Source organism: Pseudomonas sp. OVF7 (assembly GCF_030644265.1).
Classification (GTDB): Bacteria; Pseudomonadota; Gammaproteobacteria; order Pseudomonadales; family Pseudomonadaceae; genus Aquipseudomonas; species Aquipseudomonas gorinensis.
This window is the reverse complement of record NZ_CP128996.1, coordinates 1,159,386-1,182,857: the sequence shown is the minus strand read 5'-3', so window position 1 is coordinate 1,182,857 and position 23,472 is coordinate 1,159,386. Positions and strand designations below refer to the sequence as shown.

Here is a 23,472-nt window from a genome sequence, read left to right as displayed (position 1 = left end):
TGCGCCGATCAGTCCTCGCGGTGCTGCAAAATCTTGCGGGCGAGGGAGGCATTTACGTAGTCGAGCATCAGTGACAAGCCCTCATAGGGTTCGAGCTTCTGGTTGTCGATGCACAACTGCGCCATCTGTAACAGCACCTGACGTTTCTTCTTGTTGATGCGCGCGCCCGGCACGCCGAATGCGGTTTTGCGCCGTTCAGGCAAGGGCGCTTCCGGCATCAGCTCCACGGTCACCCAGATACCCTGCATAAATTGCAAGGTGACACCGGCGATGTGCTCAATCGGCAACGGCTGTGCCAGGTTGGCGAACACAAAATGCTCCGGCGTCAGGCGCAACGCGACCTGCGGTGCGCGCTTGAAACGGCGCACACCCAGCCACAAAAAGATCAACGCGATAACGGCGATTGCCGCCCCGGCGCCGATCGCCGACAACGTGTTGCTTTTCAAACGTTCCGGGGTCAGCCAGGGCTGGCTCATGATGGCCAAGCCGAGCCCCACAAAAGGCACGGCGCACACCGCCATCAACACGCCGCGCCAACGCCCTCCCTCATGCAGTTCACGTTCGCCGTCGGTCGATGTGGCCAGGGTTTCCAGCAACGCCGTGTGCGCGGTGTTTTCGGTGACCGCCACGTCGATCAGGTCGCGCGATAACTGCTCACGCAGCGTGCGCGGCGCACTGAAATAAGCGTCGATTTGCCCATCCGCGGCGTGGGCATCCACGAACCGTGTGGCGCTGTGCAGGGCGTCATCCGGCGACACGGCAAGCGCCTGCAGGCGTTCGCCATTCGACGGGTGCGAATCGGTCGGGTGAGGCTGATGAATCTCCAACGCTTCTGGCGGCACCTGCAGTTCACGGCCTTGCAGCGCGGCCAGGGCGGCGGTGGGCAGATCCTCTTCCGAGGCTGAGTCACACAAGGCCAACAGCGCGTTCTCGATAAGCGGCTGCAACACCGACACGCGCAACAGCGCTGAAGCCGCCGCGTCATTGCCGACCAGGCGCGCACCTGCGGCGTCCGCCAGCAACTCGCGCTCGCGGCTCCAATGGTTGACCGCGTGATCAAAGCGCTGCATGAAAAACACGCCGAACAGGAATGACGGCCGCATCAGCCACTCCTGGATCAGGTCACTGGCCAGCAGGGTATCCAGCAGCACCGCCAGGCTGCGATTGACCCCATCGTAGATCGGCAAGAAGCGCAGGCTGTATTCGGTGTCTTCCCCTGCAAAGTGTGCGAGCTCATGGCCGATCACCGCGCCGATTTCGTCGCGGCTCAGCAGGCCGAGGTACAGCAGCGGCACATGCAAGGTGCGTCCATGCAGCGTGGTATGCGCCGGTTGCACGTGGGCCTCGCTGGAGGTCACGTAAAAACCTTGGGTCAGGCTCACCACGATATGGTCCGGTGACAGCGCGCCGAGCTTGCCGGCCAACGTATTCACGTCGCGCCACAGCTCCGGCGCCTGTGCGTGCGTCACCACCGCCCCGAACATCTCCAGCGGCTCGGGTTTGAACATACCCAGCATGTGTCGCGATTGTTTGAGCAGCAGCCAGATCGAATACAGGCAGAACGCCGCAATCACCGCCAGCACGGCCATCAGCTTGAACTCGCCGCGACCCAATCGACCGATGTGCCACATCGCCAAGCCTTCGAAACTCAAGGCCAGCGCCACCGTCGTCGCCATCGCCACCACATGGCTCACCAGCACATAGGGCAACAAGCGGCTGCCGAGGGCGAACGCCTGCAACAGTTTTTCCCGCGACTGCCGCGCACGCCGCCCCGCCCACTGTGTGCCGGCCAGCGCCGCCACACCGATCAACGCCGCCAGCAGGCCCAGCCCCATCACCCACGGCGCCAGGGTGCGCATGCCGCTATTGATACGTTGAGCGGTGGGCAGTTCGGCCGTGATTTTATCCAGCCGCTCGAGCGCCGGCTGGATGCCGATTTTTTCCTCGCCCAGGTCGATAAGGGCCGTAGGGTTTTGCGTCGCCAAGGTCTGCAGGGTTTGCCGAGTGGCGCTGACATCGGCCTGGTAGTTGATCAACCACGCGGCAGCCTCACCCGCCCGCTCACGCTCCCAACCGCCCAGAGCGGCGAGCAGCAGCGGGACAATCACCAGCAAACAGATCAGTTTCAGGGCGTTCATGGGCATCCGTTCGCAACGCTTAGTCTTGACGGCGTTATACAGAAAAACCGCCCAGCAGGGCACCAAAAAGCCCCGGCCTGACCAGGCTGGGGATCGGTAAAACTCCTCTATCGAGTGAGAGCTGTCACGTTCGTAATCACTGCGAATGGGGGGCGTAGTTAGCGCCTGCATCAAGTCGGGTTCTCAGGCTCGGCCGCTGGGTTTGCAGCCGGGGGAGTGGGGAGCGATTGGGAAGATAGCTGGGTTGGTGGGATTAGGTGTTTTTATGGGTTAGCCATAATTATTGCCAGTTCATAATTCAGCATAAAGCTTGGAAATTGAATCTTGGGTATAGAGGTGGGGGATTTTCGAGGGGGTGTAGAGGTGTGGAGAAAGGCGGGCGGGCATCAGCTAAATACAAACACCCCAGAAACAACAAAGCCCCTGCATTTCTGCAGGGGCTTTGTTTTGTATGGTGCGGCACCAGGAGTCGAAAACCTGCATAACTATATGACATATAATTATTTTATTTTTAGGGGTACCTTGTTCTATCTCAAAAACTATCCTCAGGCACTTCCCTCATAGTTCGCAGGAGCAAGAAAACACCACACCAGGATCGTAAAAAACGCCTTACCCTCGATGTATTGCAGCGTCTTGTGCTCGGCATCAGCCAGCATTCGCAGCGCTGCATTTCCACGCCGCCGCTATATCCAACTTCAGGCTTAAGCATAAGCGCTATGCCCAAGAGAGTCTCTCGAACACCGGTATTGCGGTCCATCACCAACGCTTGCCTATCGAATTGCCAATGGAATATGCATTTCAGCACTTATATAATTATCGCTTATAACTAGCTTTGGGAGTTTTTTATAAGACTGGTTTTGGTATTGAGTTCATATTGCAATGCATCGGGATGTTCGACTGCATACTATCTAGTACAAAACCTTGGTCGCCAGCGCACAGTGAAATTTTTAGGCATTGAATTCGTCGTTAAGGGTGGGGTGATTCTCAGGGATTTGTGTTGCATTTTTTGTTGTATGAAAATTATACTGCGCCATCATTGTGACATTGCAGAGGGAATTGACGGTGCTGCCGAAAGTCTTTGTGTACCCTGAAGGACAGCGCATATGGTTGGTTAGGGCTTCCGGCGGAAAGCATTTTCAGAATTTCCTGAAGCATGGCGTTGTTGCAATAGCTCATATCGACAAGCTGATCAAAAAACATGCGCTTAAAGAGATTCCTTCGAGGGAGGTTTTGCGCGGGTATCTCGAAGCCGAGTCTGATAATTTTTTTGACTCCCAATTAGCAGCGCTAAAGAAGCTCGATGATACGAGTCCTGATCTTGAGCCGGATGTTGAGCTAGCCGAGGAAGAGTACTTCGAAAGTAAAATGTCTCTAGCCAATCGCGAATCGCAAGTTAATAAATTTGCGCAAGAAATGCGCGTAGGCGATCTGGTTGTAACTCTATGTAAGAGTCATATAGCTATTGGTCAGTTCACGTCAGAGTCTTATATCGACGAAACTGTGCTGAAAAATACAATATATCGAGGTGCGAAAGAGTCAAAGGTTGAGTATTTGGACTCTAAGTTGCGTAGGAATGTGGCTTGGGGGAAACCAATTTCGCGTGAGCTTCTTAGCGCCGGTCTGAAGAAGCCTCTTTTAGCCAGAAATACAGTATCTAGTTTGGATGAGTATTGGGATAAAATTTATTCCTTGATTTATCCTGTTTTTGTGCGTCACGACGTTGTTTATTTTTCAAATCGCGTTGCAAGAAGTGGCCCCGTCGGCACTCGTAATATGTGTAGGTTGCTTGACTTTGTAGTTTGCACGCAGCTGGCTACCGACGCTCTATTAAAACCAACGTTGCCAGGATTTGACTTGGCAAAACTGCTAGAGGAAAGCTTGCTTGGGGCTGACTTCCAAGAGAGGTTAACCTCTCAAGCTGAAGTAATGTCGCCAGGGTATTTTCACCACGCGGTTAGGGTGTTGAATGGTGTAAGGCCTGAAGTCTATGCTCGGATTTTAGCTGCTTTGCTAGCTTTTGGATTGACTGGATGTCAAGGCGGGTCCGACGCGCTGAATAGTCTTTCTGAAGAAATAGTTTCTACTCTTCAACAAGAAGATATGTCCCAGGAGCGAACAGCAAAACCTGCTAACAGGGATAAAATGGATAAAATGCTTGAGGAGTATAAGCAGATCATGGACAAGAAAGGAGTTTCAAGTTTGACCTCTAGCCTTGATCTAAAATTAGCTAATGTTGATAGCGCATTACCATCTATCTCGTTTTCGCCTCAGATAAATATCCAAGGGTCAGCAGAATCATCCCCGCAGCTCAAGGACCAGCTTGGCGGAGCGGGTGAACAATTTCGCCTAGACTTGAAATAGGTAATGCCAGTGAGAAATGGAATCTTAGAGTTTGTAGGTGGGGCATTCATCCTTACAGCAATTACATATGCTTCAGGAAGGGGCTATTTCAATGGCTACTTTCGAAGCATGAATGTTGATCCTGCGTTTGTTGATGTTGCTGTCGATCAAATTTTCTTTGAGGGCGGCAGAGAGATAATTAAGGTTATAAGTCCTGTTGTATATCCGCTTCTGTTTTTTGTTGTTCTCTATGTGTTATTAGCACTCTTGGGGACTATGTATTTGAAGCGAGTTGCATCGGAACGATCTGAGAATTTGCTGCTGGCGTGCTCGCAGTTGAAGGGTGTGCTATTGCTGGTGTCCATCGTTTGGTTCTCAAATTATTTATTTAACTCGGCAATGAAAAGCGGTGGAGAGGTTGCTGCTTCCAATGGGTGCAATTTTGTGATTGTTCATGTGAGCGATAAGGAGAGTCAGGCGGGGTGCCTGATTTATAAGAGCGTGGACAATATTTGGGTGCGGTATAAAGTTGACGGTTTCGAATATGTATCTGTGTTCCCTAGAGATAATTTTTATCGGGCGGACATGAAGGTACGAACTGGATTTTAATTCAATAGTCAGAATTTTTGGTTCTGTGGTGTTGTTTTAATCTTAGAGTTTTTATGGCGTTTATCAAAACCAGATCCTCGATCAGAGGATGAGTACCCATGGTTTCTCTAAACGACGAGCGAGCAATCGTATGGTCAGCAAATAGTAATACCGCGTCAGCTCGCTGCGCCGATTTAGGCGATGCTCAAGAAACCAAACCACATGCTTTCTCTGCCAAGCCCAAGGAGTCTGTCGCTGCCAGCGCTCAGAGATTTCAGCTTGGATGATTTTCGCCTGCCGCAAATGGCGTTGCCGCGTCGCGTGTGACCCGGTCAGCATCCCAGCCAAGAACAGTTCCATATCGAATGGCTTACTCATGTTCTCCCCCCAATGTAAGCAGCGACCACGTCGAGTCGCCCGTGTCCAAGCTCATAGCTGATCTGCCTTCGAGCCTCACAATCAAGGCGTTTATCTATCTTGCAACATTCACCACCGTTGATAGGTGCGTAGTGCTCGGTGATTTGCTCATAGCGCTCACACGCGAACGCTGCCCTTAGCTCATGAAAGCCTTTGAGGTTATGTGCATGAAGAACGTCCCGGGCAGGGCGAACGACTTCCCGCAGAACGTTCAGGTAGCTTTCTTTCGGTGCAATCAGGTTGCGGCTACCTTCAGGCGATACCTGCTGCGCAAATCCAAGCGCGCCTCGAATGTGGTCATTCACCGTAATCCAACGTGGCGCCGATGCACCGGCGCGGCCACCTTTGGTACCGTCCTGAATGTTCACCCTGCCAAAGTCCTTGGCCTCAAGGCTTAGCCGTGGCAGGTCAGCCAAAATGGCCTCACGCAAACGCATGCCGGTGGCTCGCGCCAACTGTACAATCGCTGCGGCCCGCAACTGATCACGACTACAGAGCGCATCGATTATTTGCTTAACCTGTTCTCGATCTTGGCCTTGGGGCATCGAGTGACGCCCCCCTGTGCGCTGCATATCCAACGCCTTGCTCGGACTCGGCAATCTCACACATTGATCACCGCGAAGCGCCGCCATAGTCCTGTTAACGCTGGATAGCCGATTTTGCGCGGTGCTGATGGCTAGGTCACCGCGCCCAACCAGGTCGCGGAGATACGCCGCATAGTTGGCCAATACCTTCCGATCAACCTGCCGCGCATCATTGATACCGGGCCCCTGTTCGGATCGGCACCACTTCACAAATGCCTGCCACCGATCAGAATGCGCTTTGACTGTGCCGTAGTGGCCGCCGCCGAACATGTCTTTCAATGCCTGCGGTCCTGCGTAGCTCAATTGCCGGCCATAGCCAAAATTCCGCCCATCACGTCTGCCTACCAATGCCATGATTAAACGCCTCTCGAAGCCAAACTTTTAAAACCATCCCCACGTCATCCCGCCAAGAATGCTGAGTGTTATCAGGGATCAAGGCCCCTGCGACCTGTGAGGGTTGTCCACTGACGCGGGACTGACGGCTCTTTACGACCGGGAGCTTGGGCACCTCATGACCTGGTCTCCTGAACACTTCCGAAGAAGTGGGCGGGTGGAGACTGCACTGGCTGACGAGACCGGCGCCGCGAGATCCTGAGTCGGGTGAAGGCAGTGAAGCGATGACCGGGGCGTGCCTGACTGTCAGTCAGGTGCAGTCCATTCCGTGGGCTGCGGCACCATCATCTGCATCGCTGTTGCTGGTGACTTTTCGGTGTTTGTCACGCCGATTGTCACGAGGGGAAATGCCGCAAAGCCTCGTACGAGTTGGGCTGCAGCAGCGGTAGGAGCGCCCGTCTCTTTCCAGGAGAAAGAGACGGGCGTAGGTTGGCGCAATGAAATGGCCAAGCGGATAGGTTGCTGCAGGGCAGCTATGAAAGGGTATGAGTTGCCGCAGTGGGCACGCTGGTAAAGTAGGCATCCATCACATCGCTGTGACCGTGCGAGCCGCCGGACGCTAATCGCACTTTGGGAGAACCACCACCGTGTGGCGTAGCCTTAAAGGTTCTGGCTACCTGGGTTGCTGTCAACGACAGCGCTTTACCCGATCTTTTCTACGCCTGTGGATAATTTGGGTCAAGGCTCGAATTTTCGGGAGTTCTGCGGCTGTGGATGAAATTATCCACCGGTGGAAATCTGTGGTTTTCCACAGACAGTTTGCATGCGCTTTAGATTTTTTAAGTGAGGTCCATCCAAGCAGGGCGGCTTTGCAGCCCTGTTTGGATGGACCCGCGACGACAAGCGGATCATCTAGATTTCGAACGCTGCGTTATCCCGCCCCATCTGACCGACTGCTTGTATTTTCTCTATTCAGGGCTCGGCAGCGATGTGCGTTGCGGTTTACCGGCTGTCTGCCTAGACTCCGTGGCTAAATAACATCAGTCCATCAGCAATGTCTTGGGTTGAGTGGCGAGAGTAGTCAACGGGCGTAACCTCGTGTTCGACAGCTAATGTCGTGCATTAGACTGCGCCACCTGGAGGCATCCTTGGCATTGCGTCTTCGTTTCTTGTTAGACACCAACATCCTGATCCCGCTTCAGGATTCCATGGTGGTACTGCAGCCCAGTCTTACAAACTTCGTTAGGTTGTGCAGTGCGCACGGCTACCAACTGCTTTACCACCCTGCGTCAGCCGCGGACATCAGGCGTGACACTGATGAGGCTCGGCGCGAGCGCACCTTGGCCAGGCTCGGTCAGTACACTCAACTGCAGGCTGGGCCGGCTTGTCCATGGAACTCGCCTGAAACTTCGGTAAACGACGCTTGTGACAATGAAATTCTCTACGCGTTAGAGAATGATGCAGCGCACGTTTTGGTGACCGAGGATCAGGGGTTGCACCGTAAGGCGCGGGCACGCGGACTGAGTAGCCGCGTGTACTTCATCCAGACTGCGGACGACTGGCTGCGCCGGCTCCATGAGCCTGGTGAGGTGCGGCTCCCCCACATTGAAGACGTTGAAATCCATACGTTGACCCACCAACTGGCTGGGCCATTCTTCGACAGTATCCGTGCGGGCTACGATGGTTTTAACGATTGGTTTCGTCGGAAGGCCATGGAAGGGCGTCGTGCTTGGGTCTATCGCGAAGACGCTCATCAGGCTATAGCGGCTATCTGTATTTACGCTGTTCAGGCCGACCAGGCTGTAACGGACGATGGTGAGGTGCTTGTCGGCAGGGCATTGAAGCTTTGTACGTTCAAGGTCGGCGAAACCGTTCGTGGAAGGAAGCTCGGAGAGTTGTTTCTCCGGGCTGCCTTCAAGTACGCGACAAACCACCAATGTGAGTCGATTTTTCTGCACGCTAACAACGTTCAGCAGTCACAACTGATCACATTGATTGAAGACTTCGGTTTTCGCTACGAGGGGCTTTACCAAGGGGACGCAGTTTACGTAAAAGCGCATCCTGTCGCCCCGCCTCCGCTGCAGATGGACCCGTTCCAGTACGTCCAGCGCTATTATCCGCATTACATGGGCGGTGATGATGTCCATAAATTTATAGTGCCAATTCAGCCTCAGTACCATGACATTTTGTTCCCGGACTATCAGCGTCCAGGGCATGCATTGCCTGATAACCATCCGCAAAGGCATGTCAGCAATGCGATCAAACTCGCATACCTTTGTCACACCCCCAGCAAACAGCCGCGTCCAGGCGATGTCGTAATGTTCTATCGCAGTCGCGACATGCGTGCGCTGACGACACTGGGTGTTGTTGAGCGATACGAGTGGTCGGAAGCGGCTGACGATATCGCACAGATTGTGAGCCGTAGAACCGTGTACTCTGATGAACAAATAGAGGAAATGGCCAGGACTGAGACCAAGGTGATGCTATTCCGTCTGATATGTCACTTCGAGCCCCCCCTAGAGTATGCGGACCTTAAGCGCTCGCGGATCGTCAGGGGCCCCATTCAATCGATCACGAAAATATCTGATGAGTCTTTTTCCCGAATCATTCGAGCAACCGAGCGGTAGGGCTGTCCTACTTTCGATAAAGCCAAAATACGCCGACCTGATCCTTGCAGGGACGAAGCGCGTCGAGTTACGTCGAAGCTGGCCGTCCAACGATATTGGCGTCATGGTGTTGTACTCGTCAGCACCAAAGCAGAGGCTGGTAGGAGTAGCCTTTATCGATCGGATTGAGGAGTGCGACTTTGAGAGTCTGTGGACCTTGGCAGATGCCAACGGGGGCGGCGTGACCTATGACGAACTCAAGGCTTATGTCAAAGGGAAGAAGACTGCGTTCGGTGTGATGATCCAGCGCATAAAGATCGCCGAAGTCCAGGTCGATCCGAAGGATCTTTTCGCGAACTTCACACCACCTCAGTCCTTTCTCTATTTGGGTCCGAACGATTTCCCACGCGTAATGCGCGCCATGTTTCCATCGGAGGGATCTGTATGAACATATTCGTGGCAGGTGTACACGGTGTCGGTAAGACTTTCCTCGCCTCTCAACTTCCTAAGGCCTTAGGCCTAATGCAAACCTCAGCCAGTAAGCTGATCAAGGAGGAGCGCGCGTTACCGGACTGGGGGACGGACAAGCGGGTCGGTGATGTGGACGCCAATCAGATAGCACTGGCGAATGCTGTCACTCGCCACAATGAGGCCGGCACTAGGTTGCTGCTGGACGGACATTTTGTGTTGCTGGATGCTCAGGGTGAGTTTTCACCTTTGGCCGCGAACGTCTTTAAGGCTCTTCGCCTTGATGGAGTTTTACTGCTGGAAGCGGACGCTAATACAATTGCGACTCGCATACGAGAACGTGATAGCCGGGAAGTGGATATTGACCATACGATCCAATTCTTAGCCGCGGAGCGCGCTCAGGCGGAGTTAGTTTGCAATGAGCTCGGAATACCGCTTCACATTCTAGAGGCATGTGACCGTGATACCTTCGCTGCAGCGGTCGCAACAATAACTTTTAAAGCCGGACAGTAAGCAATTCTCCCCAAGTGATTAGGTCGGACGGCGTGGACGGTCCGGTCTATGTTGTGGGAATGCGTACGTCGGCTTCACTTCGACCGGTTAAGGGCGAATGCAGCCAGTCGTCAAAGGCCTTGCTATTCGACGTGCATTCAAGCCGTAATCAATAAAAAACCATATTCCTTTTCCGGAGCTGTGGCCTGTAGGTCGAGCGCTTACTCGGTTGCGCCACGTTTTGCTTTTAGGCGAGTGACGTTCGCTCCGGTCTGGTTCGCGAATTCGTGTGGAGTGACATGCTCCTCCCGGTTGGCCTCCAGGTACCGGCTCCACCAGTTCATGATCAGCCTGCGCTCCTCGATGAACTCGGCCTTGTGGATGTAAGCGGCGCGGACGTTGTTGCGCTCCTTGTGGCTCATCTGCCGTTCAATGGCTGTCTCCGACCACAATCCTGACTCGATCAGTGCGCTGCAGGCCATCGAACGAAATCCATGCCCGCAGATATCGGTTTTGGTGTCGTATCCCATCGTCCGAAGCGCGCTGTTCACGGTATTTTCGGACATGGGCTTCCAGGGTTTGGCATCCCCCGCGAAGACCAATGCGAATTTGCCTGTGAGTGCATAGATTTTTTCGAGTAGCGCCACTGCTTGCGGCGATAAGGGTACTAAATGGATATCCCCTGCCATCTTCGTACCCCTTGTGGAAAAGGGTACTCCCTCCAACGCGGGTCGAGTGTCCGGTATCTCCCAGGTGCCGCGCTTGAGGTCGAACTCGCTCCAGCGTGCGAAACGCAGTTCGCTGGAGCGTACAAACACATGCAGTGACAGCATCACCGTCAGACGGGTAAGTGCCCGGCCTTTATAGGTGTCGATCCGCTCCTGCAGTTCCGGCAGTCGCGATAAGGGTAGAGCGGGGTGGTGGACAACTCGCAAGGCTTTGATCGAGCCTTCGAGATCGTAAGCAGGGTTTATGGTGATAAGCCGGAGGCGCTTTGCCTCACGCATGATGCTCTGCAGGTAGTTTTGTACCCTTAAAGCAACGTCGATCGTTCCGCGCTTCTTGATCGCTTCCAAAGGCTGCATAAGGTCATGGGTGTCGAGATCAACAATGGCGCGTGCGCCGATCAGCGGAAATACGTGGGTTTTGAGGCGGCTCATTACTGTCTTGGAATGGCCTGGTGCCCACTTAGCCGACATTTCCGTATGCCAGTCGAGCGCAACGCTTTCAAAGGTTCTGCCTTTGATTACGGCTTCCGCCTTGGCTTGGTGTTTGGTCTCTATAGGATCAACGCCATCCGCCAGCATTCGCTTGACTTCCAAGCGCTTGCGGCGTGCTTCGGCGAGGCCAATGACGGGGTAGTTGCCAAACGAGGTCAGTCCTTCGCGTCCGTCAGGTTTGACGTAACGGAGTCGCCAGCCTTTGCGGCCATTGGGTTGGACTAGGAGGTAGAGGCCATCGCCGTCGAAAAGCTTGTAGGCGCGGTCTGTAGGTTTTGCCAGGCGGCAAGCTGCGTCGGAGAGCGGAGCTGTGGTGCGCGACATAAGGGTACTCCCTTTTATCGAAGTGACCTGTACCCCAAACTCTACCCTTAAAACGGTTGGAATCCACCAGTTTCTGACGGAAACCGATGGAACGCTAAAACGAAAAAACCCGCCAGAAGGCGGGTTTTTCGGGGGTTCCAGAGACTTTGAAAGCTTTCTATGGAACCTTATATGGTGCCGGCACCAGGAGTCGAACCCGGGACCTACTGATTACAAGTCAGTTGCTCTACCAACTGAGCTATACCGGCGTGTTAGGGCGACGATTATAGCGATTGGCAAGCATCTGTAAACCCCTGAATTCTGACTATTTTTACAAACCTTGCCGCGATCCCTTTTTCTTCCCCATGTCAGTAGGATTCATCTCCACTGCCAGGCGCAGTCGCAAGCCTTTCCACCTAAAAGGAAGCTCCACATGAAACGGACCCTCATCCTCCTCACCATCGCACTCGGCGCCTGTTCAACTCAGAAGCCCGCCAATGACCCGGCCCTGGTTGGTACTTGGAAGGGCTTGCGCACGCAAACCGATAAATGCCAGTTCCTGTCGTGGACCACCCACCTCAAGCCTGATGGGCGTTTCACCATTACTTTCTTCCGCGATGTACAGCAGACGCAGGCGATTCAGACAGAGCAGGGCACGTGGTCGGCGGTGAATGGCAAGAATGAGTTGCGCACGGATGGGGTGCGTATGCCGGATGTGTACACCTATCAGCTGGTGGACGCGGATACGGTGCGTTACGTGAGTGTGGCGGCGGGGCCTTCCGGGGATTGTCAGGAGGATTACGCGTTTACGGAGCGGCGGCTGCGTTAACCGCTGCGGCTTGCGCTAAAGGCGGGCGCGCCGTTATCGCGGTTGCACTGGGGTGGGCCGTTTTGGGCGTGCTGCTCGGGGTGAATAAAGGCAGGGCTGATTGACTGCCCGGCCGATGGCGGTTGTGGGGCTGGCGGCGCGGGTTTTGCTTCGCTGTGTGTCGGCGCTGGGGGCATCTGTGCAGGGGTACGGGGGCTGCGACTTTGCCAGCGACCGCCCGGCGGGTTTTGCCTTGAATCCGGCAGGGGTTTGAGTATTCTGTCGCGCGATATGAACGGTGGGTTTAATTACTTAACCGTGTAGGCAAATTTTCGAGACAGTGTGAGGCAACTGATTAATTGTTGAAGGCTATGTCAGATTTGTGCCGTTCTTGACCGGTCGGACAACAAGAAACCGGATAAATCAGTGCAAGTTCATGTTCTTACAGATAATACGTTTTTATCCGGTAAATCGTCATAAAAATGGCGCCACGCCGTTCGTCGGATAATTATGAGCAAAAAGCATCAAAATACTGACACCATCAATGTGATATCACAGAATGCGCCTCACACCACATAACTAGAAAAATACAAGGTCAGCTCTTTGCTGACCTTTTTATCGCCTTTAAAGCGCAAATCAGGTGGGGAGGGGCAGTGAGTGAGTCGAGCAGATGACATTTCAAAACTATTCAACAAGCTGGGTGCCAACCCAAATGGCTACCGCGAAATCGAATTTGTCCATGAGTTCATTGAGGACGATGTAGAGGTCCTGGAAAGCCCGGCGCTTGTTAAGCCCCTGCCTGTCGCTGCGGCGCTTGTGGATGAAGCCCCGTCGGCGCCGCTGCTGCGCCTGCTGGAAGAGCTGAACCACGGCGAAGCCGACCATCTGCGCCCTGAAGTGTCTTCGGCGCAGCCCACACCGAAAGTCGTGGTGGTGGTCTCGGTCAAAGGCGGTGTCGGCCGTAGCACCTTGGCCGCGGCGCTTGCCAGCAGTTTGCAGCGCCAGGGGCGGCCGGCGCTGGCCCTGGACCTGGACCCGCAAAACGCCCTGCGTCATCACCTGTGCCTGGGTCTCGACATGCCTGGCGTGGGCGCCACCAGCCTGCATAACCAAAGCTGGGAAGCCTTGCCGGAATTCGGTTTTGCCGGTTGCCGCCTGGTGGCGTTCGGGGGCACTGACTACGAACAACAGCAGAGCCTGAATCGCTGGCTGGGCCAGGATGAGCAGTGGCTGAGCCAACGCTTGGCCGGTCTTAAGTTGAGCGGCCAGGACATCGTGGTTATCGACGTCCCTGCCGGCAACACGGTGTACTTCAGCCAGGCTCTGTCGGTCGCCGACGCGGTGCTGGTGGTGGTGCAGCCGGATGTGGCGTCGTTCAGCACCCTGGCGCAGATGGACGCGATGCTCGCGCCCTACCTCCAGCGCGAGAAGCCGCCACAGTCCTTTTATGTGATCAACCAGTTGGACGCTGCCCACCGTTTCAGCGTGGACATGGTCGAGGTGTTCAAGACGCGCCTGGGCAATGCCCTGCTGGGCACGGTGCATCGTGATCTGTCGTTCAGCGAAGCCCAGGCCTACGGGCGTGATCCCCTCGACCCAACCGTCAACAGTATCGGCAGCCAGGACGCCCACGCTCTGTGCCGCGCCTTGCTCGAACGCATCGACTCGGACCTTCCATGACCGACAATACGCTCTCCACGCCCTTCGTCGAAGGGCGCGCTGAACAGCGCCTAAATGGCGCCATCGCGCGCTTCAATCGCTGGCCTGCGGCGCTGCGCACGGTACTGGTCGTTACCAGTTGCGTGCTCGGCGCCTTGTTGTTGCTGAGCATTATCAGCGCGCCGCTGGACCTCTACAGCCAATGCCTGTTCGCCGCCGTGTGCTTCGTCGTGGTGCTGGTGCTGCGCAAGATCCCGGGGCGCCTGGCGATCCTGGCTTTGGTGGTGCTGTCGTTGGTGGCGTCGCTGCGCTACATGTTCTGGCGCCTGACCTCCACCCTGGGTTTTGAAACCTGGCTCGACATGTTCTTCGGCTACGGCCTGGTCGCGGCCGAGTTCTACGCGCTGATCGTGCTGATCTTCGGCTACGTGCAAACCGCCTGGCCGCTGCGCCGCACGCCGGTATGGTTGACCACCGAGCCGGAAGAGTGGCCGACGGTCGACGTGTTTATCCCCACCTATAATGAAGCCCTGAGCATCGTCAAGCTGACCATCTTCGCCGCCCAGGCGATGGACTGGCCCAAGGACAAGCTGCGCGTCCACGTGCTCGATGACGGCCGCCGTGATGAGTTCCGCGACTTCTGCCGCAAGGTCGGTGTGAACTACATCCGCCGCGACAATAACTTCCACGCCAAGGCCGGTAACCTCAACGAAGCGCTGAAGGTCACCGACGGCGAATACGTCGCTCTGTTCGACGCCGACCACGTGCCGACACGTTCCTTCCTGCAAGTGAGCCTGGGCTGGTTCCTTAAAGATCCGAAGCTGGCGATGCTGCAAACGCCGCACTTCTTCTTCTCGCCGGACCCGTTCGAAAAGAACCTCGACACCTTCCGCGCCGTGCCTAACGAGGGTGAGCTGTTCTACGGCCTGGTGCAGGACGGCAACGACCTGTGGAACGCCACCTTCTTTTGCGGCTCGTGTGCGGTGATTCGCCGTAAGCCGCTCCTGGAAATCGGCGGAGTGGCGGTCGAGACCGTGACCGAAGACGCCCACACCGCGCTCAAGCTCAACCGCCTGGGCTACAACACCGCTTACCTGGCGATCCCGCAGGCCGCGGGCCTGGCCACCGAGAGCCTGTCGCGCCACATCAACCAGCGGATTCGCTGGGCACGGGGCATGGCGCAGATTTTCCGCACCGACAACCCGCTGCTGGGCAAGGGCCTCAAGTGGGGCCAGCGCATCTGCTACGCCAACGCCATGCTGCACTTCTTTTATGGCCTGCCGCGCCTGGTGTTCCTCACCGCGCCGCTGGCCTATTTGATTTTCGGCGCGGAAATCTTCCACGCCTCGGCGCTGATGATCGTCGCCTACGTGTTGCCGCACTTGGTGCATTCCAGCCTGACCAACTCACGTATCCAGGGGCGTTTCCGTCACTCGTTCTGGAACGAGGTGTACGAGACCGTACTGGCCTGGTACATCCTGCCGCCGGTGCTGGTGGCGCTGGTCAACCCCAAGGCCGGTGGTTTCAACGTCACCGACAAGGGCGGCATCATCGATAAGCAGTTCTTCGACTGGAAACTCGCCCGGCCCTACCTGGTGCTGTTGGCGGTGAACCTGATCGGCCTGGGCTTCGGTATCCATCAGTTGGTCTGGGGCGATGCGTCCACGGCCGTGACGGTGGCGATCAACCTGACTTGGACCCTCTACAACCTGATCATCACCAGCGCCGCCGTGGCTGTAGCGTCCGAGGCGCGCCAAGTGCGTTCCGAGCCGCGCGTCAGCGCCAAGCTGCCGGTGAGCATCATTTGCGCCGATGGCCGCGTGCTCGATGGCGTCACCCAGGACTTTTCGCAAAATGGCTTCGGCCTGATGCTCAGCGACGGCCACTCGATCACCCAGGGTGAGCGCGTGCAACTGGTGTTGTCGCGCAACGGCCAAGACAGCCTGTTTGAAGCGCGGGTGGTGTTCAGCAAGGGCGCGCAGATCGGTGCCCAGTTCGAACCCCTCAGCCTGCGCCAGCAAAGCGAACTGGTGCGCCTGACATTCTCGCGTGCCGACACCTGGGCCGCCAGTTGGGGAGCCGGCCAGCCCGACACCCCGCTGGCAGCCCTGCGCGAAGTCGGCGCCATTGGCATCGGCGGCCTGTTCACCCTCGGCCGCGCCACCCTGCACGAATTGCGTCTGGCCTTGCGCCGCACCCCTACACAACCGCTCGATACGCTGATGGACAAGCCATGACCTCGAATATGTTCTCTCGTCCTCATCCGCGCCGTGCACTCGCGCTGATGATCGCCTCGCTGATGGGCCTGAATTCGCTGGCGCAAGCTGCCGAGCAAGCCGTCACCACGGTACCGGTACAAAGCACCGACACCGGCTACAGCCTGACGCTCAAGCAACTGGGCCGTCGCGACACCATGAACCTGCAAGGCGTGGAGTCGTCCGACAGCGTCAACTTCGACATCCGTGCCGATGAAGTGGTGAAGGGCGCGCAGTTGTTGCTCAAGTACAGCTACTCGCCGGCACTGTTGGCGGACCTGTCGCAGATCAACGTGCTGGTCAACGGCGAAGTCGCCGCCAGCCTGCCGTTGCCTAAAGAAGGCGCGGGCACCCAGCAAGAACAATTGGTGCAGATCCCGCCGAAGTTGATCACCGAGTTCAACCGTCTGAGCCTGCAGTTCATCGGCCACTACACGATGTCCTGCGAAGACCCCTTGCACAGCAGCCTGTGGGCAAAAATCAGCAACAGCAGTGAGTTGAAGGTGCAGGTCGAGCCGATCGTGCTCAAGGACGACCTGGCTGTATTGCCGCTGCCGTTCTTCGACAAACGTGATGCGCGCCAGGTCAGCCTGCCGTTCGTGTTCGCGACCACCCCGGACAGCGCCGCGCTGGAAGCTGCCGGCACCTTGTCCTCGTGGATTGGCGGCCTCGCCAGCTACCGTGGCGCGACCTTCCCCACCACCCTCGGCGACCTGCCGGCTAAGGGCAACGCGATCGTGCTGGTGCAAACCACCGATGCAATGGATGTACACGGTATCGCCGTGGCCAAGCCGACCGGCCCGACCCTGACCCTGCTCGCCAACCCCAACGATGCCAACGGCAAGCTGCTGATCGTGACCGGTCGCGATGGCGCAGAGCTCAAGCGCGCCGCCACGGCGGTCGCCTTGGGCAACCCGGTATTGGCCGGCAACAGCGTGGTCATCACCAAGCTCGACAGCCTCGCGCCACGCCGTCCGTACGACGCGCCGAACTGGCTGCCGAGCAACCGCCCGGTGCGCTTGGGCGAGTTGGTCGAGCAGCAGAAGCTCAGCGTGTCGGGCTACAACCCCGGCGCCATCAGCGTCGACCTGCGCCTGCCGCCAGACCTGTTCAACTGGCGTGAAGAGGGCGTGCCGCTCAAGGTCAAATACCGCTACACGCCGCAGCAGGTGTCGACCAACTCGTCGCTGCTGATCGGCCTGAATGACCAGTTCATGAAGTCCGTGGCCTTGCCGTCAGTGAGCAACCTCGGCGGTGGTCAAACCCTGCTCGACCAGCTGAAGAAAGACGAAAGCCTGCCGCGTGAAGTGACGACCCTGTTGCCGATCAGCTCGGCGTCGCCCAAGTCCAAGCTGCAATTGCGCTTTATGTACGACTACATCAAAGAAGGCGAATGCCGCGACATCATCGTCGACAACATGCGCGGTTCCATCGACCCGGATTCCACCCTCGATGTCACCGGCTACCAGCACTTTATCGCCATGCCGAACCTGGGCGTGTTCAACGACTCCGGCTTCCCGTTCACCCGCCTGGCTGACTTGTCGGAATCGGCTGTGGTCATGCCCGACAACTACGGCACCGACGAACTCACCGCGTACCTGACCGTGCTCGGCCGCTTCGGCGAAGCCACCGGTTACCCGGCGACCGCCGTCAAAGTGGTGCAGGCCAAGGACGTGCAAAGCGTTGCCGACAAAGACTTGCTGGTACTCGCCACCGCAGGCAACCAACCGTTGCTCAAGCAGTGGCAGCAATACCTGCCGGCAACCAGCGATGGCGAGCAACACCAGTTCCTGCTGTCTGACCTGCCGCGTTATGTGCGCAGCTGGGTCAGCCCGGACCCTGCGGCTAACACCCACACCGCCAATACCGGGATCACCTTCAACAGCTTGAGCAGCAGCACCTGGCTGGCGGGTTTCCAATCGCCGCTCAAGGCTGGCCGCAGCGTGGTGCTGATCGCCAGCAACCAGCCTCAGGGCCTGCTGGAAGCCACCTCCGCGTTGATCGGCGGTGACAACTACAAAGACTCGATCCAGGGCAGCCTGGCGGTGGTACAAGGCACGCAAATCAGCTCGCTGGTGGCGGACGAGCAGTACTACGTCGGCAAGCTCAACTACTTCAAGTTCATGCAGTGGCAACTCTCGCAGAACCTGGGCTGGATGCTGTTGATCACCTTCCTCGGCCTCGCCGTGGTGACCAGCCTGATCTACCTGTCGCTGCGTGCCCGTGCAAAACGGCGGTTGGCATGAGCCCGCTGCGTAGCATGGCCCTGATAGCGCTGGGCTCGGTGATGTTTGCAGGCGCTGCGCAAGCGCAGACCTGCGACTGGCCGCTGTGGCAGAACTACGCCAAACGCTTCGTGCAGGATGACGGTCGCGTGCTGAACTCGTCGATGAAACCCACCGAGAGCAGTTCGGAAGGGCAGTCGTACGCGATGTTCTTCGCCCTCGTCGGTAACGACCGCGCAGGCTTTGACAAGCTCTGGACCTGGACCAAGGCCAACATGTCGGGGGCCGATATCGGTCAGAACCTGCCGGGTTGGTTATGGGGCAAAAAGCCTGATAGCACCTGGGGCATCATCGACCCTAACTCCGCCAGCGACGCTGACCTGTGGATGGCCTACTCGCTGCTCGAAGCGGCCCGCGTATGGAATGCCCCGCAGTACCGCGCAGACGCGCAATTGTTGCTGGCCAACGTCGAACGCAACCTGATCGTGCGCGTGCCGGGCCTGGGCAAGATGCTGTTGCCAGGGCCGGTCGGCTACGTGCATGGCGGTGGCCTGTGGCGTTTCAACCCGAGCTACCAGGTGCTGGCGCAACTGCGTCGCTTCCATAAAGAGCGCCCGAACGCCGGCTGGAACGAAGTGGCCGAAAGCAACGCGCGGATGCTCGCCGATACCGCCAGCAACCCCCATGGCCTGGCGGCTAACTGGGTCGGCTACCGCGCCACCAGCGCCAACACCGGGCTGTTTGTGGTCGACCCGTTCTCCGATGACCTGGGCAGCTACGATGCGATCCGCACCTACATGTGGGCCGGCATGACCGCCAAGAGCGATCCACTGGCGGCGGGCATGCTCAAGTCCCTGGGCGGTATGTCCCGGGCGACGGCTGCGGCGGCCACCGGCTTCCCGCCGGAGAAAATCCACGTCACCACCGGCGAAGTGGAGAAGAACAACGGCTACTCGCCGCTCAGCTTCTCGGCATCGACCATTGCCTTCTTCCAGGCCCGTGGCGAAACCGCCCTGGCACAACTGCAAAAGGCCAAGGTCGACGACGCGCTCAACAAAGCCCTGGCCCCGTCGGCACCTGACAGCGCGCAGCCAATCTACTACGACTACATGCTCAGCCTGTTCAGCCAGGGCTTTGCCGATCAGAAGTACCGTTTTGAACAAGACGGTACGGTCAAACTATCCTGGGAGGCAGCATGCGCCGTCACACGCTAGCCATTGCGATTCTCGCCGCCCTGGCCTCCAGTGCCAGCCTGGCCGAAACCAGCGACCCCCAGTCCCTGCTGATCGAGCAGGGCTACTACTGGCAGTCGAAGAAAAACCCTGAGCGCGCCCTTGAGACGTGGCAAAAACTGCTGAGCCTGAGCCCGGACCAGCCGGATGCGCTTTACGGCATCGGCCTGATCCAGGTGCAACAGAACCGCCCGGCCGAGGCGCAGAAATACCTGGCCCGCTTGCAAGCGCTGAGCCCGGTGCCGCGCCAGGCATTGCAGTTAGAGCAAGACATCACCGTCAACAAGCCCGACAACGCGAAGTTGCTGGAGCAGGCCCGTGAACTGGGTGAGCCCGATGACGAGCGCGAAAAGGCTGTGGCCTTGTACCGCCAGATTTTCCAGGGCCGCCAGCCCCAGGGCCTGATTGCCCGCGAGTACTACAACACCCTGGGCTTCACCGCCAAGGGCACCAATGAAGCGATCGCCGGCCTGCAGCGCTTGTCCCGTGAGCGGCCGAACGACCCGATCGTCGCGCTGTTCCTGGCCAAGCACCTGGCGCGTAACCCGGCCACCCGTGCCGACGGTATTCGCGCGCTGGCCAAGTTGGCACCGAACAACGACGTGGGCGGTAACGCCGATGAAACCTGGCGCTTCGCGCTGATCTGGCTCGGCCCGCCCAAGCCCGACCAGGTGGCGTTGTTCCAGCAGTTTCTCACTGCGCACCCGGATGACACCGAGATCCGCGCGCTGATGAACAAAGGCATTGCCCAAGGCAAAAATGGCGGTACCTGGCAGCGCGATCCGCAGATGACCAAGGCGTTCAAGGCCCTGGACGCTGGCGACCTGAAAACCGCCGAGCCGCTGCTGGCCGCGCGCTTGGCCGAGAAGTCCAATGACGTCGATGCCCTCGGTGGCATGGGCGTGTTGCGTCAACAGCAAGAGCGTTACAGCGAAGCGGAAAACTACCTGGTACAGGCCACCCGTTTACCGGGTGGTGCGGCGTGGCAAACGGCGCTCAATGACGTGCGTTACTGGAACCTGATCAGCCAGAGCCGCGACGCCCAGCGCGCCGGCCGTGGCGCCCAGGCCCGTGACCTGGTGGCCCAGGCCGAACGCCTGAACCCCGGCCAACCCGGCGCCGCCGTCGCCCTGGCGGGTTTCCAGGCCCAGGACAATCAGTTCGACGCCGCCGAAGCCGGCTACCGCAAGGTGCTGGCCCGTCACCCTGGCGACCCGGATGCACTGAGTGGCTTGATCAACGTACTGTCCCAATCGGGCCAGCCGGACGAAGCCTTGAAGCTGATCGACTCGGTGTCGCCCGCCCAGCGCGCCAAGTTCGCGCCAAGCGTGAAAATCAACGCACTTCGCGCTACCCAGGTCGGCAAGCTGGCCGAACAGCGCGGCGATGTGAAGGCCGCGCAGGCCGCCTACCGCCAGGCCCTCGATGCCGACCCGGAAAACCCCTGGACCCGCTTTGCCCTGGCCCGCATGTACCTGCGCGACGGCCAGATCCGCAACGCCCGTGCCTTGATCGACGGTCTGCTCAAGACCCAGCCCAACCAGCCGGACGCGCTGTACACCAGCACCTTGTTGTCGGCCGAGTTGAGCGAGTGGAAGCAAGCCGAGACCACCTTGGGCCGTATCCCGACCGCCCAACGCACCGCTGACATGAACGAGCTGGCGATCGATATCGCGCTGCACCAGCAGACCGACATCGCCATCGAAACCGCTCGCCGTGGCCAGCGCCCCGAAGCCCTGGCGCTGCTCGGTCGCTCCGAACCGCTGACGCGGCAAAAGCCTGAGCGCGTGGCCGTGCTGGCCGCCGCTTATGTGGAAGTCGGTGCCGCGCAGTACGGCCTGGACATGATGCAGAAGGTGGTGGAGAACAACCCCAACCCGACGGTCGACCAGAAACTGCTGTACGCCAATGTGCTGCTCAAGGCCAACAAGTACAGCGAGGCGGGCGAGATCCTGCGCGAAGTGCAAGGCCAGCCATTGACCGAGATCGGTCGCCAGCGCTACGACGATTTGATCTACCTGTACCGGGTCAAGCAGGCCGATGCCCTGCGCGAGAAGAACGACCTGGTGGCGGCCTACGACATGCTCTCGCCGGCCCTGGCCCAGCGTCCCAACGACGCCTTGGGCGTCGGCGCCCTGGCGCGCATGTATGCCGCCAGCGGCAACGGCAAGAAGGCCATGGAGCTGTATGCGCCGCTGATCCAGCAGAACCCGAACAATGCGCGCCTGCAAATGGGCCTGGCGGATATTGCCTTGAAAGGCAACGACCGTGACTTGGCGCAATCGGCCAGCAACAAGGCCCTGGCGTTGGAACCGGCCAACCCGGAGATCCTCACCTCCGCCGCGCGTATCTACCAGGGCCTGGGCAAGAACAGCGAAGCCGCTGAACTGCTGCGCAAGGCCCTGGCGATTGAAAACGCTATGAAGGCCAAGACCCAGGTGGCCCAGGCCGACACTCAAAGCAAGTCGTATAACCCCTTCGTGGGCCTGCCGGGCCAGCGTCGCCAGGTCACCGACCTGACTGTCGCCGGCGCTGTACCGCCGCCGATCGATGCGCCGACCAAGACCGTGACGTCCAGCGCGTTTGCCAGCGCGACGTCCAACGACTTGAGCGAGCCGTTTGTGCCGCCTTCGAATATCGCCTCCATCGACAGCCCTGAGCTGAGCCCGGCGCGGCGCGCGTTGGATACGATCCTGCGTGACCGTACCGGTTATGTGGTGCAGGGCTTGAGCGTGCGCAGCAACAACGGTGAGAAAGGCTTGAGCAAGATCACCGATGTGGAAGCGCCGTTTGAGGCGCGGATGCCGGTGGGTGACAACACCGTGGCGTTGCGCGTGACGCCGGTGCACGTGAGTGCGGGTAGCGTCGGTAGCGATGCGTTGTCGCGCTTCGGCAAAGGCTCCACGACCCCGGCGGGTTCCCAGAGCGACAGCGGTGTAGGCCTGGCCGTGGCATTTGAAAACCCGGATGAAGGCGTTAAGGCTGATGTCGGTGTGAGCCCGTTGGGCTTCCTCTACAACACCCTCGTGGGTGGCGTGAGTGTGTCGCGTCCGTTTGAAGCCAATCCGAACTTCCGCTATGGCGCGAACATTTCGCGGCGTCCGGTCACTGACAGTGTCACCTCCTTTGCCGGTTCCGAAGACGGTGAGGGCAACAAGTGGGGCGGCGTCACCGCCAACGGCGGCCGTGGCGAGTTGAGCTACGACAACCAGAAGCTGGGCGTCTACGGTTACGCGTCGCTGCATGAACTGCTGGGCAATAACGTCGAAGACAACACCCGCCTGGAACTGGGCAGCGGTATCTACTGGTACCTGCGCAACAACCCGCGGGATACGTTGACCCTGGGGATCAGCGGCTCGGCGATGACCTTCAAGGAAAACCAGGACTTCTACACCTACGGCAACGGCGGTTACTTCAGCCCGCAGCGTTTCTTCTCCTTGGGTGTGCCGATTCGTTGGGCGCAAAGCTTTGACCGCTTCAGCTACCAGGTAAAAAGTTCGGTGGGCTTGCAGCATATCGCGCAAGATGGCACGGATTATTTCCCTGGCGACAGCACACTTCAGGCGTCCAGGGGTAATCCCAAGTACGAAAGCTCCAGCAAAACCGGCGTCGGCTACAGCTTCAACGCTGCTGCCGAATATCGTCTGAGCTCGCGGTTCTACCTGGGTGGCGAAATCGGTCTCGATAACGCCCAGGACTACCGCCAGTACGCCGGTAATGCTTACTTGCGCTACTTGTTCGAGGACCTGAGCGGGCCGATGCCATTGCCGGTCAGCCCGTACCGTTCCCCCTATTCCAACTGAT

At 58.2% G+C, this 23,472-nt stretch carries 15 protein-coding genes and 1 tRNA gene; 11 read left to right on the top strand and 5 right to left on the bottom strand.

The window, feature by feature from the left end:
- Nucleotides 1-8: 8 nt before the first annotated feature.
- The gene (locus tag QU606_RS05250; protein ID WP_102625649.1) at nucleotides 9-2,138 is read right to left on the bottom strand and encodes a M48 family metallopeptidase; all 2,130 of its coding nucleotides are present in this window, start codon (nucleotides 2,136-2,138) and stop codon (nucleotides 9-11) included.
- Nucleotides 2,139-3,200: 1,062 nt separating this feature from the next.
- Here QU606_RS05250 and QU606_RS05245 point away from each other — a divergent pair.
- Together QU606_RS05245 and QU606_RS05240 are read left to right on the top strand one after the other, a co-directional pair.
- The gene (locus QU606_RS05245; protein WP_304998175.1) at nucleotides 3,201-4,499 is read left to right on the top strand and encodes a hypothetical protein; all 1,299 of its coding nucleotides are present in this window, start codon (nucleotides 3,201-3,203) and stop codon (nucleotides 4,497-4,499) included.
- 3 nt (nucleotides 4,500-4,502) lie between these two features.
- A complete protein-coding gene (locus QU606_RS05240; RefSeq protein ID WP_304998174.1) occupies nucleotides 4,503-5,087 on the top strand; it encodes a hypothetical protein in 585 nt (194 codons plus the stop codon).
- Nucleotides 5,088-5,168: 81 nt separating this feature from the next.
- On the opposite strand, the gene QU606_RS05235 is transcribed toward QU606_RS05240, so the two are convergent.
- Together QU606_RS05235 and QU606_RS05230 are read right to left on the bottom strand one after the other, a co-directional pair.
- A complete protein-coding gene (locus QU606_RS05235) occupies nucleotides 5,169-5,444 on the bottom strand; it encodes a hypothetical protein (RefSeq protein ID WP_038998267.1) in 276 nt (91 codons plus the stop codon).
- Nucleotides 5,441-6,421 (bottom strand): integrase domain-containing protein, encoded by a 981-nt coding sequence (locus tag QU606_RS05230; RefSeq protein ID WP_304998173.1) that lies wholly within the window; start codon nucleotides 6,419-6,421, stop codon nucleotides 5,441-5,443. Before QU606_RS05230 ends, QU606_RS05235 begins: the two co-directional genes overlap by 4 nt.
- 1,127 nt (nucleotides 6,422-7,548) lie before the next feature.
- Here QU606_RS05230 and QU606_RS05225 point away from each other — a divergent pair.
- The 3 genes from QU606_RS05225 to QU606_RS05215 are packed head-to-tail and all read left to right on the top strand — an operon-like array spanning nucleotide 7,549 to nucleotide 9,987.
- Nucleotides 7,549-9,027 (top strand): GNAT family N-acetyltransferase, encoded by a 1,479-nt coding sequence (locus tag QU606_RS05225; protein WP_200889127.1) that lies wholly within the window; start codon nucleotides 7,549-7,551, stop codon nucleotides 9,025-9,027.
- Nucleotides 8,987-9,454, top strand: coding sequence for an ASCH domain-containing protein (locus QU606_RS05220; RefSeq protein WP_065946692.1), 468 nt, complete (start codon nucleotides 8,987-8,989; stop codon nucleotides 9,452-9,454). Before QU606_RS05225 ends, QU606_RS05220 begins: the two co-directional genes overlap by 41 nt.
- A complete protein-coding gene (locus tag QU606_RS05215; protein ID WP_065946691.1) occupies nucleotides 9,451-9,987 on the top strand; it encodes an ATP-binding protein in 537 nt (178 codons plus the stop codon). Before QU606_RS05220 ends, QU606_RS05215 begins: the two co-directional genes overlap by 4 nt.
- A gap of 200 nt (nucleotides 9,988-10,187) precedes the next feature.
- Here the strand turns inward: QU606_RS05215 and QU606_RS05210 are convergent, their stop codons facing one another.
- Together QU606_RS05210 and QU606_RS05205 are read right to left on the bottom strand one after the other, a co-directional pair.
- A complete protein-coding gene (locus QU606_RS05210; protein WP_304998170.1) occupies nucleotides 10,188-11,510 on the bottom strand; it encodes an integrase arm-type DNA-binding domain-containing protein in 1,323 nt (440 codons plus the stop codon).
- Between the two features lie 172 nt (nucleotides 11,511-11,682).
- Nucleotides 11,683-11,758: transfer RNA gene (locus tag QU606_RS05205), tRNA-Thr, on the bottom strand.
- Nucleotides 11,759-11,922: 164 nt separating this feature from the next.
- Between QU606_RS05205 and QU606_RS05200 the strand changes: the two genes are divergently transcribed.
- The 6 genes from QU606_RS05200 to QU606_RS05175 all read left to right on the top strand — a co-directional run bounded on the left by QU606_RS05200 (nucleotide 11,923) and on the right by QU606_RS05175 (nucleotide 23,471).
- On the top strand, nucleotides 11,923-12,318 hold the full coding sequence (locus QU606_RS05200; RefSeq protein WP_304998169.1) for a hypothetical protein: 396 nt from the start codon (nucleotides 11,923-11,925) through the stop codon (nucleotides 12,316-12,318).
- A gap of 636 nt (nucleotides 12,319-12,954) precedes the next feature.
- Entirely contained in the window at nucleotides 12,955-13,977 is a 1,023-nt protein-coding gene (bcsQ, locus tag QU606_RS05195) for a cellulose biosynthesis protein BcsQ (protein WP_370531088.1), read from the top strand.
- Nucleotides 13,974-16,193: a UDP-forming cellulose synthase catalytic subunit gene (gene bcsA / locus QU606_RS05190; RefSeq protein ID WP_024072836.1), complete on the top strand. Its 2,220-nt coding sequence runs from the start codon at nucleotides 13,974-13,976 to the stop codon at nucleotides 16,191-16,193. The genes bcsQ and bcsA overlap by 4 nt, the downstream gene beginning before the upstream one ends.
- A complete protein-coding gene (gene bcsB / locus QU606_RS05185; RefSeq protein ID WP_024072837.1) occupies nucleotides 16,190-18,457 on the top strand; it encodes a cellulose biosynthesis cyclic di-GMP-binding regulatory protein BcsB in 2,268 nt (755 codons plus the stop codon). Before bcsA ends, bcsB begins: the two co-directional genes overlap by 4 nt.
- Nucleotides 18,454-19,650 (top strand): cellulose synthase complex periplasmic endoglucanase BcsZ, encoded by a 1,197-nt coding sequence (gene bcsZ / locus QU606_RS05180; protein WP_024072838.1) that lies wholly within the window; start codon nucleotides 18,454-18,456, stop codon nucleotides 19,648-19,650. Before bcsB ends, bcsZ begins: the two co-directional genes overlap by 4 nt.
- The gene (locus QU606_RS05175; protein WP_024072839.1) at nucleotides 19,632-23,471 is read left to right on the top strand and encodes a cellulose biosynthesis protein BcsC; all 3,840 of its coding nucleotides are present in this window, start codon (nucleotides 19,632-19,634) and stop codon (nucleotides 23,469-23,471) included. The genes bcsZ and QU606_RS05175 overlap by 19 nt, the downstream gene beginning before the upstream one ends.
- Nucleotide 23,472: the final 1 nt, after the last annotated feature.